This is a genomic window from Streptomyces sp. NPDC015032 (genome assembly GCF_043080425.1).
In the GTDB taxonomy this organism is placed as follows: domain Bacteria; phylum Actinomycetota; class Actinomycetes; order Streptomycetales; family Streptomycetaceae; genus Streptomyces.
Genome location: NZ_JBIBVN010000047.1, coordinates 38,783 through 53,293 on the forward strand (window position 1 = coordinate 38,783; position 14,511 = coordinate 53,293).

Here is a 14,511-nt window from a genome sequence, read left to right on the forward strand (position 1 = left end):
GGGCGCGGTTGCCTAGCGTCTTGTCCATGGACAACAACAGCCGTATGGACAACAACAGCCGTACGGACAACAACAGCCGTACGGGCAGCAACAGCCTTGTCAGCGACGCCACGTGGAAGGCGCGCCGACACCGCCGCGCCGCCCGCCGAAGAGCGGCGGCCGCCGCCGTGGTGGTTCTCGCCGTGCTCGGCACCGCGCCGGCCGTCGCCCAACAGGCCCCCGGCGCAGCCGCCCCGTCCCGCCCGGCCGCCGCGCACGGCAGGGGCGCCCTCGTGGACATCGCCCCCGTGGCCGACCTCGGCCGCGCCGACGTCGCCCGCTTCCTCGCCTCCGGAGGGATGGACACCGCCACCGTCCGGCACGGCCTGCGCGCCTACCGCCTCACCTACCGCACCATCACCCCGCAGGGCACCCCCACCACCGCCACCGGACTCCTCGTCCTCCCCAAGGGCGGCCCGCACCGGCTGGACCTGGTCTCCGACACGCACGGCACCATGGTGCACCGGGACTACGCCCCCTCCGTCGGCGAGGACTTCGGCCGCTTCGCCCCCTACCTCCACGCCTCGGCCGGCCGCGCCGTCGCCGCCCCCGACTACCTGGGCCTCGGCAAGGGCCCGGGCCGCCACCCGTACATGGACACGAAATCCTCCGTCACCGCCTCCGTCGACATGCTGCGAGCCTCCCGCACGGCCGCGCTGCGCCTGGGCCGGCCGCTCACCGGCGAGGTGTACGCGAGCGGCTTCTCCCAGGGCGGCCAGGTGGCGATGGCCCTGGCCAGGGCCATCGACGGCGGCGCCGACCGGCACTTCAGGCTCCGCGCTCTCGCCCCCGTCTCGGGGCCGTACGACATCGAACACGCGGAGACGCCCGGCCTCTTCGACGGCCGGATCAACGACACCAGCGGCGTCTTCTACATGACCTACTTCCTCACCGCGCAGAACAGGCTGCACCCGCTCTACAAGGACCCTTCCGAAGCCTTCCGCGAGCCGTACGCGGGAGTTGTCGACGACCTCTTCGACACCAACCACACCGAGGAACAGATCATCCCGGCGCTCCCCGCGACGCTGAAGGAACTGCTCACCGACGACTACTACCGGCAGGTCCAGCACCCCACCGGCGCCCTGCTGGCGGCGGTGCGCGCCCAGGACGGCAACTGCGCCTGGAAGCCCGACGTCCCGGTGCGCCTCTACTCCTCGTCCGGCGACACCGACGTGCCGATCGCCAACTCCCGTGACTGCGCCGCCGATCTGGCCGCGCACGGTGCCGTGGCCCAGGTGGTCGACCAGGGATCGACCGGCCACAACGCCACGTACATGAAGTCGGGACCGCAGATCGTGCGCTGGTTCGACACGGTCGCCGCGCGGCGCTGAGCCCGGTGCCGCCGAGGGCCGGGCCGGCCGGGGCCCGGCAGCCGCCCCGACGGACGGACCCACCGCTCAGTACGGCGCGGGGGAGGGAAAGGCGGGCATGGGGCCGAACAGCGAGGCGTACCCCTCCTCGTACTGACGGCGGTGCCGACCGGACCGGCTCACCTCGGCGACCGAGGGCGAGAGCGTGAGCCGTCCGTCGTTGGCGAGCTCCTGCACGCGCGTCAGCAGTGCCCGTACGTCCAGGCCGAGTTCGGCGGCGACCGTCTGTACGTCGAGTCCGGACTCCCAGCTCCACAGCAGTACGGAGTCCATGCTGGGCGACCAGGCGACGGTGACGTCCATCTCGGCCGGCGGGAGCGGGGGAGACGGGGGAGGGGGCGGGACCGGTGGCGTATCCGGGGGCGCGGCGAGCGGTGCGACGAGCATCTCCTCGCGCGGATGCGGCACGGGGACCTCCGGCGCGGGAGGGGGCTCGGCCACCCCTTCCCGCGCCGCTTGCGTGGTCTGGTTCAGGATCTTCTCGGCGAGGGACCGCGCATCGGTGCGGCCCACCGTGCGTCGCGCTAATCGCACCTCGCGTTCGTTCAGGCCCATCAGATCCGCGATCGAGCCGTCGTCGCCGACCGTGACGGCGAAGGCCGCGAGCGCCCTGCTCCGCTCCGCCCGCGCCTCGTCCAGCAACGCCTGTGCACAGCGCATGCGTTCGTCACTGGCGCAAAAAGCTTCCGCCAGGATGGTGTTTCGATCCCAGAATTCGCGAGGTTCCACGTAGGTGACAACGCTTCGGGGGCTGCTGGGCACGGATAGCCGAGTGAAATGCGCCTAGATGGACCAACGAGTAATTTAGTTGGCCAAGTTATAGGAAGGTGGTCATTTCTTGGGCGATCGGTGGTGACCGGTGCTGACCGTTTCCGAACGCGGCGAAGGCCCCGAGCGCCGGGGCCTTCGGCGAGCTCAGGGGGGCGCCGGCTCAGTACCAGTGGTCGGCCTGCCGGAACTGGTGCGGGGTGGCGCGGAGGCGCCGGTACGTGGCGCGGGGGCCACTGCCCCGCGTAGTGGAGGACGAAGGGCCTGCGGGGCTCCTCACTCGCCGGAGGCGTCGAAGGTGACCCGGGCCTCGAAGGCGGCGCGCCGCGTGGCCCGGCGCAGCGCCTTCAGCAGCGTCGCGCCGATGGTGAGGGTCAGCACCAGGGTGAGCACGGCCCGGCCCAGGTCCCAGCCGAGCGATGTGGCCGCGCAGTAGGCGAGGAAGCGGAGCAGATTCTCCGGCAGCGGGTCGCCCGGTTGGAAGGAGATCCCCGAGCCGAGGCCGGGCACGATCGTCCAGCCGTACAGGTTCATCACCGTGCCGTACGCGAACGCCGCCACGAACCCGTACCCCGCGAGCATCAGCAGCTCGGCCCGGCCGCGCAGCCGGTCCGGGCCCGGCAGCAGGCCCGCGCCCATCGTGAACCAGCCCATCGACAGCATCTGGAACGGCATCCACGGACCCACTCCACCGGTGAGCAGCGCGGACGCGAACATCGTCACCGAGCCGAGCACGAAGCCGAAGCCGGGCCCGAGCACCCGGCCGCTCAGCACCATCAGGAAGAACATCGGTTCCAGCCCCGCCGTACCCGCGCCCAGCGGGCGCAGCGCCGCGCCGACCGCCGCCAGCACCCCCAGCATCGCCACCGCCTTCGCGTCCAGGCCGGAGTCCGCGATCATGGCGACCACCACACCGACCAGCAACGGCAGCAGCGCGGCGAACAGCCACGGCGCGTCCTGGGAGTGCGCCAGACCGGAGTCCGCACCGGCCAGCAGCGGCCAGCCGAACGCGACGACGCCGATCGCACTGACGAGGACGAGCGCGGCGATCGCGCGCGGCCCGAGCCGTACCGGCCGTACCCGGGGCCCGCTCATGACGGGTCTCCCAGGGCGCCGCGCACCTGCGCCACGGTCAGCCACTCCTGCGGGGCGAGGATCTTCGCGGTCTGCGGGGCGAAGGAAGGGGAGGAGACCACCACCTGCCGGGTCTCCCCGTCCGCGACGGCCTCCCCGTCGGCGAGTATCACCACCCGGTGGGCCAGCTCGGCGGCGAGCTCCACGTCGTGCGTGGCCAGGACGATCGCGTGGCCCTCCGCCGCGAGGCCGCGGAGCACCCCGACCAGCCGGGCCTTCGCCGCGTAGTCCAGTCCGCGGGTCGGCTCGTCCAGGAGCAGCAGCGGGGGCCTCGCGGTCAGTACGACGGCCAGGGCGAGCGCGAGGCGCTGGCCCTCGGAGAGATCACGGGGATGGGTGTCGTCCGGTACACCGGGCAGCAGCTCGGAGACCAGGGCCCGGCAGCTGCCCGCGGCGGCACCCGCGTCGGCGTCGGCCGCGGCGCACTCGGCGGCGACCGTGTCCGCGTACAGCAGATCGCGTGGTTCCTGCGGTACGAGCCCGACCCGGCGCACCATCTCGCGCGGCGGCGTACGGTGCGGGGTCCGGCCCCCGACGAGGACGGTGCCCGCGGTGGGCTCGACCATGCCGACGAGCGTGGCCAGCAGGGTGGATTTGCCCGCCCCGTTGCGGCCCATGAGAGCGACGGTCTCGCCGGCGGCTACGGCGAGCGTCACCCGGCGCAGCGCCTCGATGCGCCCACGCCGCACGCCGAGCCGCTCGACCCGCGCCGGGGCGTCGACGACGGTTCCGGGAACGGCGGTGGCGGTGGGTGCGCCGCGGCCCAGCAGCCGGGCGAGCACCCCGCGCCGTGCCGCCGGGGCGGCGGGCAGCGGTGCCACGACCGCATCGGCGGCACCCACCGCACCGGCACCCACCGTACCGGTGGCGCCGGTCGTCCCGGCCCGCACGCCCGCCCGGGGCGACGGCCCGGACGGCTGTGCCCGGGTCAGTCGCTCGCGCAGATCCGACGCCCGGCGCCGGGCGTCGCGGACCGAGAGCGGGAGCGGTTCCCAGCCCGCCAGCCGGCCCAGCGCCACGACCGGCGGGTGGACCGGGGAGACGGCCATGATGTCCGCGGGCGCCCCCATGACCGGTGCGGCGCCCGGCGACGGCAGCAGGACGACCTGGTCCGCGTACTGCACCACCCGCTCCAGCCGGTGCTCCGCCATCAGGACCGTCGTGCCCAGGTCGTGCACCAGCCGCTGCAGTACGGCGAGGACCTCCTCGGCCGCCGCCGGGTCCAGCGCGGACGTCGGCTCGTCGAGGACCAGGACCTTCGGGTGCGGGGTGAGGACCGAGCCGATTGCGACCCGCTGCTGCTGACCGCCGGAGAGCGTGGCGATCGGCCGGTCGCGCAGCCCGGCCAGACCCAGCAGGTCGAGCGTCTCCTCGACCCGCCGCCGCATCACGTCGGGGGCGAGTCCCAGCGACTCCATCCCGTACGCCAGCTCGTCCTCGACCGTGTCGGTGACGAAGTGGGACAGCGGGTCCTGGCCCACCGTGCCGACCAGGTCGGCGAGTTCGCGTGGTTTGTGGGTACGGGTGTCGCGCCCGTCGACCGTGACCCGGCCGCGCAGCGTGCCGCCGGTGAAGTGCGGCACGAGACCGGAGACGGCGCCCAGCAACGTCGACTTGCCGACCCCCGACGGGCCGACGAGCAGCACCAGTTCGCCCTCGGGAACGGTCAGATCGACACCGGCGAGGGTGGGGTGCCCGGTCCCCTCGTACTCCACCGAGACCTGCTCGAACCGGATCACTGGCTCTCCTTGGAATGAGGGGCGCCCACCGGGGGCGGCATCGGCGCCACCACCGCGGGCAGCAGCCCGATCAACACCGAGGCCGCGGGCCACAGCGGAAGCACCGGCGCGGTCAGCGGTACGACTCCGGGGTGCAGCGCCTCCGCGTCGACGCCGCCCGCCCAGATCATCGCCACGGCCACGGCGATCCCCGAACCGGCCACCAGCCAGGCCCGCGCGCCCCAGCGGTCGGGCCGGTAGCGGGTACGGACCGAGCGGGCCCCGCCGAGCCGCAGCCCGGCCATCGCGGCGACGAGGCCGGTGATCAGCAGCGGCAGGCCGTACACCGCGCCCTGCGCGGCCAGCAGCCCGTACGTTCCCGCGCACACCCCGAGCAGCCCGCCGAGCGTGAGGACGTTCGTGGTGCGGCGGACCGCGGGCGGGACCTGCGCGCTGCGCCCGTACCCGCGCGCGTCCATCGAGGCCGCGACCGCGACCGACCGCTCCAACGCGCCTTCCAGGACCGGCAGCCCGATCTGGAGGACCGCCTTGACGCCACCGGTCGGACGGCCCCGCAGCCGCCGGGCGGTGCGCAGCCGCGCCACATCGGCGACCATGTTCGGCGCGAACGTCATCGCGACGACGACGGCGACCCCCGCCTCGTACAGGGCCCCGGGCAGCGACTTCAGCAGCCGGGCCGGGTTGGCGAGCGAGTTCGCCGCGCCGAGGCAGATCAGCAGGGCGGCCAGCTTCGCCCCGTCGTACAGCGCGAAGAGCAGTTGCTCGGCGGTCACCCGGCCGCCGATCCGGACCCCCTTCGCCCAGTCGGGCAGCGGCACTTCGGGGAGCGTGAACACCGGATGCGTACCGGGGACCGGCGAACCGAGGAAGACGGAGAAGACCAGCCGCACGCCGACGACGAACAGCCCGATCTTGACGAACGCCCCGTACGAACGGGCCCACGGCGCGTCCGTGCGGCGTGCCGCGACCACGTACCCCGCCACCCCCACCAGCAGCCCGAGCAGCAGCGGATTGGTGGTCCGGGACGCGGCGGTGGCCAGACCGAGCGCCCACAGCCACCAGGCCCCGGCGGGCAGGGCGTTGCCACGGGTCGCCCCGGGGGCGCGCAGTGGGCGGTGCGGCCGGACCGGGCGGGTGGTCGAGGCCGTCATCCGCGGCGGCGGCGGGCCTGCACGACTGCGGCGATGCCGAGGAGGAGAACGGCGCCGACCCCGACGAGCGCCCCGGCGGAGGGACCGCCGCCGGAGCCGCCGGAGTCGTCCGGGCCGGCCGCGGACTCGGCCGGGGACGCGGACGCGGAGGCGGCCGGCGTCCCGTGCCCGGTGCCCGAGACCTGTTCGCCGCAGCCCGAGCCCGGATAGCCGGATATGGCACAGAGCAGCGCGTCGCTGTTGTAACGCAGCGGCTTGGCCACCGAGGCGAGTGCCTCCGCGGTGCTCGCGTCCGGGGCGACCCGCGCGCACGCGGTACGCGGCGCGGGAGGAGTCTCCCCGGCCGGCGCGTCCGCCGCCGTGCCCGGGTCGATGACCAGCGCGACCCGCTTGCTGCCGTCCTCGGCCGGGGTGTCCGCGCAGATCTCCGCGAACCCGGGGGAGCGGCGCGGCTTCGCCGAGTCCTGCGAGTCCTCGCTCACGGAGAAACGGAAGCCCTGTACCGCTCCGTCGTCCGGCCGGGCCAGGGACGGTCCCTCGGTGGCGTACGTCCAGTCGGTGCCGGAGCCCTCCCAGAACGACCAGTACCGGTACCCGTCCGCCCGGGCCGTCCCCGCGCCGAGCACGGTCAGGACGGCCCCCAGGACCACCAGGAGGACCGTGGCTCTTCCCGTCCGCCTCACAGCTGCTGGTTCTTCCGGCGACCGCTGATCAGGAAGCCTGCGCCCGCGCCGACGACGAGACCGATGCCGATGTACCACCACACGCCGCCGATCACGTCGTCGCCGCTGTGGACCTGGTCCTTCTCCGTGGCCACGTACCCGGTGTCGGCGGACGGGACGGGCGTCGTGATGGCCGCGGGTGCGGGACCGGACGCGTTCAGCCGGTCGACCAGGTTGACGCCGCCGAAGTCGCGGGCGTCGGAGCCGGTCGCGTGGGCGGCCAGGATCAGCTGCGCGTAGGCGGCGGGACCGCTCTGTTCGGCCCAGGCGCCGGAATTCTTCTTCAGCCAGGTCACGGCCTTGGCGGCCTTGTCCTGGTGGCCCGCGGCGGACAGCGCGACGACCGCGTCCGCGGTGTTGCCGAAGTCGGGCTGCGGGGTGGAGTCGTCGGCTCCGGGCATCGGCGGCAGGTCGAGATGGCCGCTGGTGGCGAGCGCGTCCGCGAGGTAGTGGGCGCCGTTCTGGGCGGCCTGCTCGGGTGTGAGCCCCGGCCCCGGGTGGCAGGTCGGCTCCTTGGCCGAGGGGTTGTTCCCGACGGCCAGGGCCTTGCCCATCGTGCCGAGCACGGCGGCCGCGGTGGCGTCCGCGTTGGCGGCGAGCTTCCCGGCCTTGTCGGGCTGGTAGGCGAAAGCGCCCCCGTCCTTGTCACCGCACGGGATCGACAGCTTCAGCAGCGGGGCGTAGGGGGTCTTGCCGCCGTGGGTCGTGATGTCCCCGAGCCGCTGGCCCTGCCGGGCGAGGGCGCCGATCACCAGCGAGGTGGAGTTGGCGTCACTGGGCGCGCCCGGGGCGTAGCCCCAGCCGCCGTCCTCGTTCTGCACGGACTTCAGCCAGCGGACCGAGTTGTTCACGGTGTCCCGGTGCCCGTCCACCTCGACGAACGCCTGGACGGCCGCCGCGGTGGCGTTGGTGTCCAGCACGGTCTTCGCGGTGCACGGCTGGGAGACGTCGGGCCGGTACGCGGCGTAGGCACCGTTGGAGCACTGCTGGGAGATCAGCCAGTCCACCGACTTCGTGGCGGGCGTGACGCCCTCGACCCGCTGGGCGAGGAAGGCGAGCGACTGCCGCCAGACACCGTCGTAGGTGGGGTCCTTCGTGCCGTACAGCCCCGACGGCAGTGCCGCGGACGGCGAGGGCGACGGGGACGGCGCTGCGACCGCGACCGGGGCAGCGGCCGCACAGAGCACGGTGGCGGTGGCGGCGAGCGTTGCTGCTCTGCGGCGTACGGTCATGGCGGGCGGGGCCTCTCCTGCGGGGGATCAGGGCACAGGCACGCTCAGGCACCAGGCTCCGGCCCCGTATTCCTCGACGGTGCCGACCACCGGGGGCCCGGTGGCGGGAGCCGGTCACGACCGCGGACAGGGCATTCCGGCTCACCGTCGCGGACGACGGCTCACGGCTGCGTGGTCAGCGCCGGATTTGCACCGGCTTCCCCCTGAACGGGCATGATGACGACCCGCCCACTGTACCGGGCGGGGAGGGCCGGGCTCCGGGCCGGTGGCCGCAGCGGGCCCCGTCGTGGGGTGGTCACACCGCGATGTACGTCACCGGGTCGCTCCCCGCCACGGCCTCCGCGCGCCCCAGCTTCACCAGCCGCCGCAGATGCGCCTCGGCCTCCGAGACGGCGATGTTCCGCGAGCCGTGCGGGATCCGGTCCCACGGCCGGTTCCACTCCATCCGCTCGGCCAGCTCCCACGGGGTCAGGGCGGTGACCAGCAGCCCGAGCAGCCCGGTCAGCCGCTCCTCGTGATGGGCCAGGAGTTCCCGTACGCGCCCCGCGGCGTCCGCGAACGCGTACTGATGGGCGGGCAGCACCTCCGCGGCCCCGAGCCTGCCGATGCGCTCCAGCGAGTCGAGGTAGTCGCCGAGAGGATCGGTGACCGCGGCGTCGTCCGGGTCCCCGTACAGGCCGATGTGCGGGCTGATCCCCGGCAGCAGATGATCCCCGGAGAAGAGCCGGCCCCGGCCGGGCAGATTCCCCGGATGCCGCTCCTCCAGATGCAGACAGACATGGCCGGGCGTGTGCCCCGGTGTCCAGATGGCCCGCAGCGCGCGCCCCGCCAGACCGAGGAGCTCCCCCGGAACGATCTCCCGGTCCGGCAGCGCGGCCCGCTGTCCGGGCAGGAGGCGTGCCCGGCCCCGCTCGGCCGCGGCGGCCCGCAACGGCGCGAGATGCTCCTCGGGCGCACCGACCGCGGTGAGCTTCGCCGCGAGATACGACAGCCAGGTGCCCGGCCGGGACTCACGGGTCCGGCGCACGATCGCGGCGTCCGCCGCATGCATGGCGATCCAGGCCCCGGATGCCTCGCGCACCTGCCCGGAGAGGCCGTGGTGGTCGGGATGATGGTGGGTGACGACCACGCCGTGGATGTCACCGATCCCCGTACCGACGGCGGCGAGCCCGGCGGTGAGCGTGTCCCACGCCTCCGGATCGTCCCAGCCCGTGTCGATCAGGACCGGCCCGCGATCGGTGTCGAGGACGTGCACCAGGGTGTGGCCGAGCGGATTGTCCGGGATGGGGACCTTGATGCTGTGCACGCCCCCGCCGTGGTCGGTCACCTGCGTCATGGGCTGCCCTCTCTCTCCGAGGCATGGCCGGTGTACCGGACGCACGGGTGTGCGGTGCACCGCACCCACTGTAACGAGAACTTGTTCCAGTAGTAGCCCCGGTCGGCCATCTGCTCGGCGTCGACAGGCTCTCAGCTTGGCGTTCAGTGTCGAAACGCCAAGCTGAGGTGCGGCACGGGCGCCTCCCGTCCCGCCGTCCCGGCCATGGCCCGCGTGCGCCGTTCACGCGGCACGCTGGCCACGGTTCATGGGTCAGCGCGCGTGACCGGGGTGCGGGACCGGAGGGCCGGCCGGCGCGGATCCGCCGCTGCTCACACCGCGTCCGCGGCGGGCCGGTGCCACACCAGTCGCGGGGTGCGTGCGTTCTGGCCGGTCCCCTCCGTCGGGGGGTGCAGCGTTAATCGGTCCCCCGCTATCTCCCATCGGCGCTCCTGCGTGGCGCCGACCCAGGGGCGCAACGACGCCACCTTCAGATGGTGGACGACCCGGTCGCCCGCCACCTCGTAGGTGCCCGCGTATCCCAGATAGGGAGAGGTCCTGAACAGGGTCGCGGTGTCGACCGGCCCGGCCGTACCCGGCGCCGGCTCGGACTCCAGCTCCGGGTTCAGCATGCTCACGGACACGTGGCCGTCGGCGGTGTAGGCGAGCAGCCCGGTCGGGTGCGGCCCCAGGGGGTGTTCGAGTGTGTGACCGGAACCGTCCACGATGGCGACGGTGCTGAGCAGCCAGGCGCCCACGAGTGGGTGTTCGGAGCTGTGTGGCCGGGGGGCGGACCGGCGATGCGGTTCGGTGCGGGATGGGGTGTGCACGTGATGTCCTTCCTGGGCTTCCAGGGCTTCGGGGCTTTCCCGGTGTCCTGGGGTTCTCGGTTGCGTCCGGGGTTCTGGGATGTGTGCGGACGGATTCGTCCTCGTCCCTACCCGTGCGGCACGCGGCGGAAGCCCGCGCGGGTGTTGTCGCGGCCGTGGACTCCTGGAACTGGAACTGGTATCAGTTCTGACACTGAGTCAGTTGGGGAGTCGGGAAACGTTCCGGGTCGCGGGAGGCAGCAGCCATGACCGAGCTTGTCGAACACGGAAAACTGTTCATCGGCGGGGAGTTGGTCGACCCGCTGGGCCGGGATGTCATCGAGGTCGTCTCGCCCCACACCGAGCACGTCATCGGCCGGGTGCCGCACGCCTGCGAGGGGGACGTGGACCGGGCCGTCGCCGCTGCCCGGCGGGCGTTCGACGAGGGGCCCTGGCCGCGGATGACCGTGGACGAGCGGATCGCGGTGATCACCCGGATCAAGGACGCGTTCGCCGCGCGGTACGAGGAGATCGCCCGGATCATCAGCTCGGAGAACGGCACCCCGTACACGTCCGGTGTCATGGTGCAGTCGCTCGCCGCGATGATGGTGTGGGACGCGGCGATCACCGTCGCCCGCTCCTTCTCGTACGAGGAGCGGCGGGACGGGGTTCTCGGGCCGCTGCTGGTGCGGCGGGAGCCGGCCGGGGTGGTCGCGGCCGTGGTGCCGTGGAACGTTCCGCAGTTCACCGCCGCCGCGAAGCTCGCGCCCGCGCTGCTGGCCGGCTGCTCCGCCGTGCTCAAGGTCTCGCCCGAAACTCCGCTGGACGCCTACGTCCTGGCCGAGATCGCCGCCGAGGCCGGGCTGCCGGAGGGGGTGCTGTCGATCCTTCCGGCCGACCGTGCGGTCAGCGAGTACCTGGTCGGGCATCCCGGCGTCGACAAGGTGTCGTTCACCGGGTCCGTGGCCGCGGGGCGCCGGGTGATGGAGGTCGCCTCCCGCAACCTCACCCGGGTCACGCTGGAGCTGGGCGGCAAGTCCGCCGCCGTGATCCTGCCGGACGCCGACCTGAACGCGGCCGTCGCGGGCATCGTCCCCTTCGCCTGGATGATCAACGGTCAGGCGTGCGTCGCGCAGACCCGCATCCTTGCCCCCCGCTCCCGCTACGACGAGACGGCCGAGGCGTTCGCCGCCGCCGCGGGTGCGCTGAAGGTCGGCGACCCGCTCGATCCCGCCACCGAACTCGGCCCGCTCGTCGCACGGCGACAGCAGCAGCGCTCCTTGGACTACATCCGGATCGGCCAGGACGAGGGCGCCAAACTCCTTGCCGGCGGCGGTCGTCCGGTCTCCCAGGAGCGGGGCTGGTACGTCGAGCCGACCCTCTTCGGTGATGTCGACAACTCCATGCGCATCGCCCGCGAGGAGATCTTCGGCCCCGTCATCTGCCTCCTCCCGTACGACGACGAGGACGAGGCCGTACGGATCGCCAACGACTCCGAATACGGCCTCAGCGGCAGCGTCTGGACCGCCGACACGGAGCGCGGCATCGACGTCGCCCGCCGGGTCAGGACCGGCACATACAGCGTGAACACCTTCAGCCTCGACATGCTCGGCCCCTTCGGCGGCTACAAGAACTCCGGTCTGGGACGGGAGTTCGGGCCCGAGGGATACGCCGAGTACTTCGAGCACAAGATGATCCATCTGCCGGCCGGATACGAGGGGGCGTGATGGGGGACCGCTGGTCCGTCGAGGTCGACCGCGGGGTCTGCATCGGCTCCGGGATGTGCGTGAACCACGCGCCGGGCGGCTTCGCGCTGGACTCCGCCCGGCAGTCCCGTCCGTCGGCGCCGGAGACCGACGCCAACGAGCAGGTCCTGGCCGCTGCCGAGGGCTGCCCGGTCGAGGCGATCACGATCACGCTGACCGGTTCGGGGGAGGCGGTCTTCCCCCCGGAGGAATAGCCGGGGACGGCCCTTGGGCGGACGTGCCCCGCGACTGCCCTGCCCCGGAAGGCCCGGAGCGGCCTGCGCTGCCGGATTCAGGCAGTGAACGCCGCCCGGAGCCCGGATACGATCGGGTCACCGCAGGAAGCGTTTTTCTGCGGTGACCGATGCGAGGGGGCGTCTGTCATGGTGGAAATTCTGGTGATGTTCGGCCTCCTGGCGTCGGCGGCCACATGTCTGATTGTCGTTCTGCTTCGGCGCGGAAGTTCCCGTACGGAGAACGCCGACGGCCTTCTCCTGGAGCAGCGGGCACGGGGCGATGCCCAGCACAACCGTGCCGCCTTCCGCTCCGCCGCGGTCCACAACTCCATGATCGGCTGGTCCCACAAGTCCTGAAATGCCGGACCGCCGCACCCCGGAAGACCGCGGCTCCCAAGTGCGGTCCGCAGGGGTGCGGGACCGGCCGGGTCAGCGGGGTGGGAACGGGGCCAGACAGTGGTCCCATTCGTCCGCCGCCCGGCGCAGCTCCTCGCCGGTGGCCCTGATCTCGATCACGTACTCGTCCGGGCCGTCACCGCCGTCGCGCCGCGCGGGCGCCGCCTCGTAGCGGAGGTGTACCCGGACCGCCCCGGCGCCGGGGCGCCCCGCGGCATGACTGAACGACAGAACGGGCTCCAGGAACGAGAGGTCCGGCAGGGTGCCCGTGAGTGTCTCCCCACCCGCGGCGCGCAGCCACGGAGAGATCTGGCGTGCCTCTTCGGTCAGCAGGCACGGGTCGGTGAAGGACCAACTGGCCCCGGAGGTGGACACTCTGCCCTCGACGACCAGCCAGTTGTCGTCGTACCGGTCGCCGATGACTGCCGGAAACTGGTAGCGCAGCGGACGCAATTCGATGCGATGTTCGTGATCCATGAGCAGCACCGCCCAAGGGTGTCATGCACGCTCCGCACTCCACCGTGAATAAAAGCAGAACCGGCCGAATATCAGACACCCGGATCTCGGCGGGCGCGGTTTATTTCACCTGTGAAACGGCCATTTCGGTATTCGGCTTTGGCTTCCCGGAGTATGCGGTCCGCCGAATCGACGTGATTCATGTGGTTCTCTCAGTTCGAGAGAGGCTCACCCGTTCGTACAACCGGTGTCGGCAATCACGAAATATCCCGCCGGTGACTCTCTCAGCTCGGCCGCGGCGGACCTGGAGCCGACCACGGAGCAGCGGGCGGCGGCGGACACGGCCCGCTGACGGTCCCCGGCGCGGACCTGCACCATGTACGCCGCCACCATGCCGACCTACGGCGGTGTGTGCACCGGCCCCGTGTGACGCGGGCTCCGGCCTCCTTACGGTGACGACCATGGAGACTCCTCAGAGCCCGGACCACGGGTCCGCCCCGCACACCGCCCCGGCCACCGTCCCGCCGCTCGCCGCCGGTCCGTCGCCGTCGTCCACGGACCCGCTCCTCGCCGGGCGCACCGCCCTGGTGACGGGGGCGGCGAGCGGTATCGGGCGGGCCTGCGCGCAGGCCCTGGCCGCCGCGGGAGCCAGGGTCCACGTCGTGGACAAGGCCGCCGACGCCGCCGAGGAGCTGGCGCGGGCGATCGGCGGGACGGCCCGGGTGGTCGATCTCTCCGACCCCGACGCGGTGGACGCGCTGCCCGCCGACGCGGACATCGTGGTCAACAACGCCGGGCTCCAGCACGTCGCCCCGGTGCACGAATTCCCGCCGGACCGCTTCGCACTGATCCAGCGGGTCATGGTGGAGGCTCCGTTCCGCATCTTGCGCCGGACCCTGCCGGGCATGTACGAACGCGGCTGGGGGCGCGTGGTCAACATCTCGTCCGTGCACGGCCTGCGGGCCAGCCCCTACAAATCGGCCTATGTGACGGCCAAGCACGCACTGGAGGGACTCAGCAAGGTGGTCGCGCTCGAAGCGGCGGAGCACGGGGTGACGAGCAACTGCGTCAACCCCGGGTACGTACGCACCCCTCTGGTCGAGAACCAGATCGTGGACCAGGCCCGTACCCACGGCATCTCCGAGGAGGAGGTGGTGGGCCGGGTCATGCTGGAACGCAGCGCGATCAAGCGCCTGATCGAACCCGAAGAGGTCGCCGAGGCCGTGCTGTGGCTCTGCGGGCCGCGTACCGGACACATCACCGGCACCTCGCTCTCCATGGACGGCGGCTGGACCGCCAACTGACCCGTTATGTTTTTCGCGGTCCTGCAAGAGGGCCGCTGGCCTCCGGGCCCGGCATGACTGTTGCCCCCTGTCGAACGGATGACCTGGGGGGTGGT

14 protein-coding genes and 1 riboswitch are annotated in these 14,511 nt (G+C 72.7%); of the genes, 5 read left to right on the forward strand and 9 right to left on the reverse strand.

Annotated elements, in window-relative coordinates; translation table 11 throughout:
- Window positions 1-26: 26 nt before the first annotated feature.
- Complete coding sequence (locus ACF08M_RS36570; RefSeq protein ID WP_392189601.1) at window positions 27-1,370, forward strand: alpha/beta hydrolase; 1,344 nt, start codon at window positions 27-29, stop codon at window positions 1,368-1,370.
- Window positions 1,371-1,436: 66 nt separating this feature from the next.
- On the opposite strand, the gene ACF08M_RS36575 is transcribed toward ACF08M_RS36570, so the two are convergent.
- The 8 genes from ACF08M_RS36575 to ACF08M_RS36610 form a co-directional block, all read right to left on the reverse strand.
- The gene (locus ACF08M_RS36575) at window positions 1,437-2,069 is read right to left on the reverse strand and encodes a hypothetical protein (RefSeq protein WP_392189602.1); all 633 of its coding nucleotides are present in this window, start codon (window positions 2,067-2,069) and stop codon (window positions 1,437-1,439) included.
- A gap of 384 nt (window positions 2,070-2,453) precedes the next feature.
- Window positions 2,454-3,272 carry an ECF transporter S component gene (locus ACF08M_RS36580; RefSeq protein ID WP_392189603.1) on the reverse strand — a complete coding sequence of 273 codons (819 nt, stop codon included), beginning with the start codon at window positions 3,270-3,272 and terminating at the stop codon, window positions 2,454-2,456.
- On the reverse strand, window positions 3,269-5,050 hold the full coding sequence (locus tag ACF08M_RS36585; protein WP_392189604.1) for an ABC transporter ATP-binding protein: 1,782 nt from the start codon (window positions 5,048-5,050) through the stop codon (window positions 3,269-3,271). Before ACF08M_RS36585 ends, ACF08M_RS36580 begins: the two co-directional genes overlap by 4 nt.
- On the reverse strand, window positions 5,047-6,201 hold the full coding sequence (locus ACF08M_RS36590; RefSeq protein WP_392189605.1) for an energy-coupling factor transporter transmembrane protein EcfT: 1,155 nt from the start codon (window positions 6,199-6,201) through the stop codon (window positions 5,047-5,049). Before ACF08M_RS36590 ends, ACF08M_RS36585 begins: the two co-directional genes overlap by 4 nt.
- Window positions 6,198-6,884, reverse strand: coding sequence for an SCO2322 family protein (locus ACF08M_RS36595; RefSeq protein WP_392189606.1), 687 nt, complete (start codon window positions 6,882-6,884; stop codon window positions 6,198-6,200). Before ACF08M_RS36595 ends, ACF08M_RS36590 begins: the two co-directional genes overlap by 4 nt.
- Window positions 6,881-8,155 (reverse strand): prenyltransferase/squalene oxidase repeat-containing protein, encoded by a 1,275-nt coding sequence (locus ACF08M_RS36600; protein ID WP_392189607.1) that lies wholly within the window; start codon window positions 8,153-8,155, stop codon window positions 6,881-6,883. The genes ACF08M_RS36595 and ACF08M_RS36600 overlap by 4 nt, the downstream gene beginning before the upstream one ends.
- A gap of 107 nt (window positions 8,156-8,262) precedes the next feature.
- Window positions 8,263-8,398, reverse strand: a riboswitch (cobalamin riboswitch).
- Between the two features lie 52 nt (window positions 8,399-8,450).
- Window positions 8,451-9,491 carry an MBL fold metallo-hydrolase gene (locus ACF08M_RS36605; RefSeq protein WP_392189608.1) on the reverse strand — a complete coding sequence of 347 codons (1,041 nt, stop codon included), beginning with the start codon at window positions 9,489-9,491 and terminating at the stop codon, window positions 8,451-8,453.
- 311 nt (window positions 9,492-9,802) lie between these two features.
- Window positions 9,803-10,300: a lipocalin-like domain-containing protein gene (locus ACF08M_RS36610; protein WP_392189609.1), complete on the reverse strand. Its 498-nt coding sequence runs from the start codon at window positions 10,298-10,300 to the stop codon at window positions 9,803-9,805.
- Window positions 10,301-10,545: 245 nt separating this feature from the next.
- On the opposite strand from ACF08M_RS36610, the gene ACF08M_RS36615 reads away from it, so the two are divergent.
- The 3 genes from ACF08M_RS36615 to ACF08M_RS36625 all read left to right on the forward strand — a co-directional run bounded on the left by ACF08M_RS36615 (window position 10,546) and on the right by ACF08M_RS36625 (window position 12,617).
- A complete protein-coding gene (locus tag ACF08M_RS36615; RefSeq protein ID WP_392189610.1) occupies window positions 10,546-12,006 on the forward strand; it encodes an aldehyde dehydrogenase in 1,461 nt (486 codons plus the stop codon).
- The gene (locus tag ACF08M_RS36620) at window positions 12,006-12,239 is read left to right on the forward strand and encodes a ferredoxin (protein WP_392189611.1); all 234 of its coding nucleotides are present in this window, start codon (window positions 12,006-12,008) and stop codon (window positions 12,237-12,239) included. The genes ACF08M_RS36615 and ACF08M_RS36620 overlap by 1 nt, the downstream gene beginning before the upstream one ends.
- A 168-nt stretch (window positions 12,240-12,407) precedes the next feature.
- Window positions 12,408-12,617 (forward strand): hypothetical protein, encoded by a 210-nt coding sequence (locus ACF08M_RS36625; RefSeq protein WP_392189612.1) that lies wholly within the window; start codon window positions 12,408-12,410, stop codon window positions 12,615-12,617.
- 72 nt (window positions 12,618-12,689) lie between these two features.
- Here the strand turns inward: ACF08M_RS36625 and ACF08M_RS36630 are convergent, their stop codons facing one another.
- Window positions 12,690-13,133 (reverse strand): hypothetical protein, encoded by a 444-nt coding sequence (locus tag ACF08M_RS36630; protein WP_392189613.1) that lies wholly within the window; start codon window positions 13,131-13,133, stop codon window positions 12,690-12,692.
- A gap of 440 nt (window positions 13,134-13,573) precedes the next feature.
- On the opposite strand from ACF08M_RS36630, the gene ACF08M_RS36635 reads away from it, so the two are divergent.
- Window positions 13,574-14,416, forward strand: a complete 843-nt coding sequence (locus ACF08M_RS36635; RefSeq protein ID WP_392189614.1) for a 3-hydroxybutyrate dehydrogenase — start codon at window positions 13,574-13,576, stop codon at window positions 14,414-14,416.
- Window positions 14,417-14,511: the final 95 nt, after the last annotated feature.

What these genes read in the sequence shown, in the direction of transcription:
- ACF08M_RS36580 (WP_392189603.1), bottom strand. Translation starts at nt 3,272, where the DNA reads ATGAGCGGGCCCCGGGTACGGCCGGTACGGCTCGGGCCGCGCGCGATC.
- ACF08M_RS36630 (WP_392189613.1), bottom strand. Translation starts at nt 13,133, where the DNA reads ATGGATCACGAACATCGCATCGAATTGCGTCCGCTGCGCTACCAGTTT.
- ACF08M_RS36620 (WP_392189611.1), top strand. Translation starts at nt 12,006, where the DNA reads ATGGGGGACCGCTGGTCCGTCGAGGTCGACCGCGGGGTCTGCATCGGC.
- ACF08M_RS36635 (WP_392189614.1), top strand. Translation starts at nt 13,574, where the DNA reads ATGGAGACTCCTCAGAGCCCGGACCACGGGTCCGCCCCGCACACCGCC.
- ACF08M_RS36575 (WP_392189602.1), bottom strand. Translation starts at nt 2,069, where the DNA reads ATGCGCTGTGCACAGGCGTTGCTGGACGAGGCGCGGGCGGAGCGGAGC.
- ACF08M_RS36570 (WP_392189601.1), top strand. Translation starts at nt 27, where the DNA reads ATGGACAACAACAGCCGTATGGACAACAACAGCCGTACGGACAACAAC.
- ACF08M_RS36625 (WP_392189612.1), top strand. Translation starts at nt 12,408, where the DNA reads ATGGTGGAAATTCTGGTGATGTTCGGCCTCCTGGCGTCGGCGGCCACA.
- ACF08M_RS36590 (WP_392189605.1), bottom strand. Translation starts at nt 6,201, where the DNA reads ATGACGGCCTCGACCACCCGCCCGGTCCGGCCGCACCGCCCACTGCGC.
- ACF08M_RS36600 (WP_392189607.1), bottom strand. Translation starts at nt 8,155, where the DNA reads ATGACCGTACGCCGCAGAGCAGCAACGCTCGCCGCCACCGCCACCGTG.
- ACF08M_RS36605 (WP_392189608.1), bottom strand. Translation starts at nt 9,491, where the DNA reads ATGACGCAGGTGACCGACCACGGCGGGGGCGTGCACAGCATCAAGGTC.
- ACF08M_RS36615 (WP_392189610.1), top strand. Translation starts at nt 10,546, where the DNA reads ATGACCGAGCTTGTCGAACACGGAAAACTGTTCATCGGCGGGGAGTTG.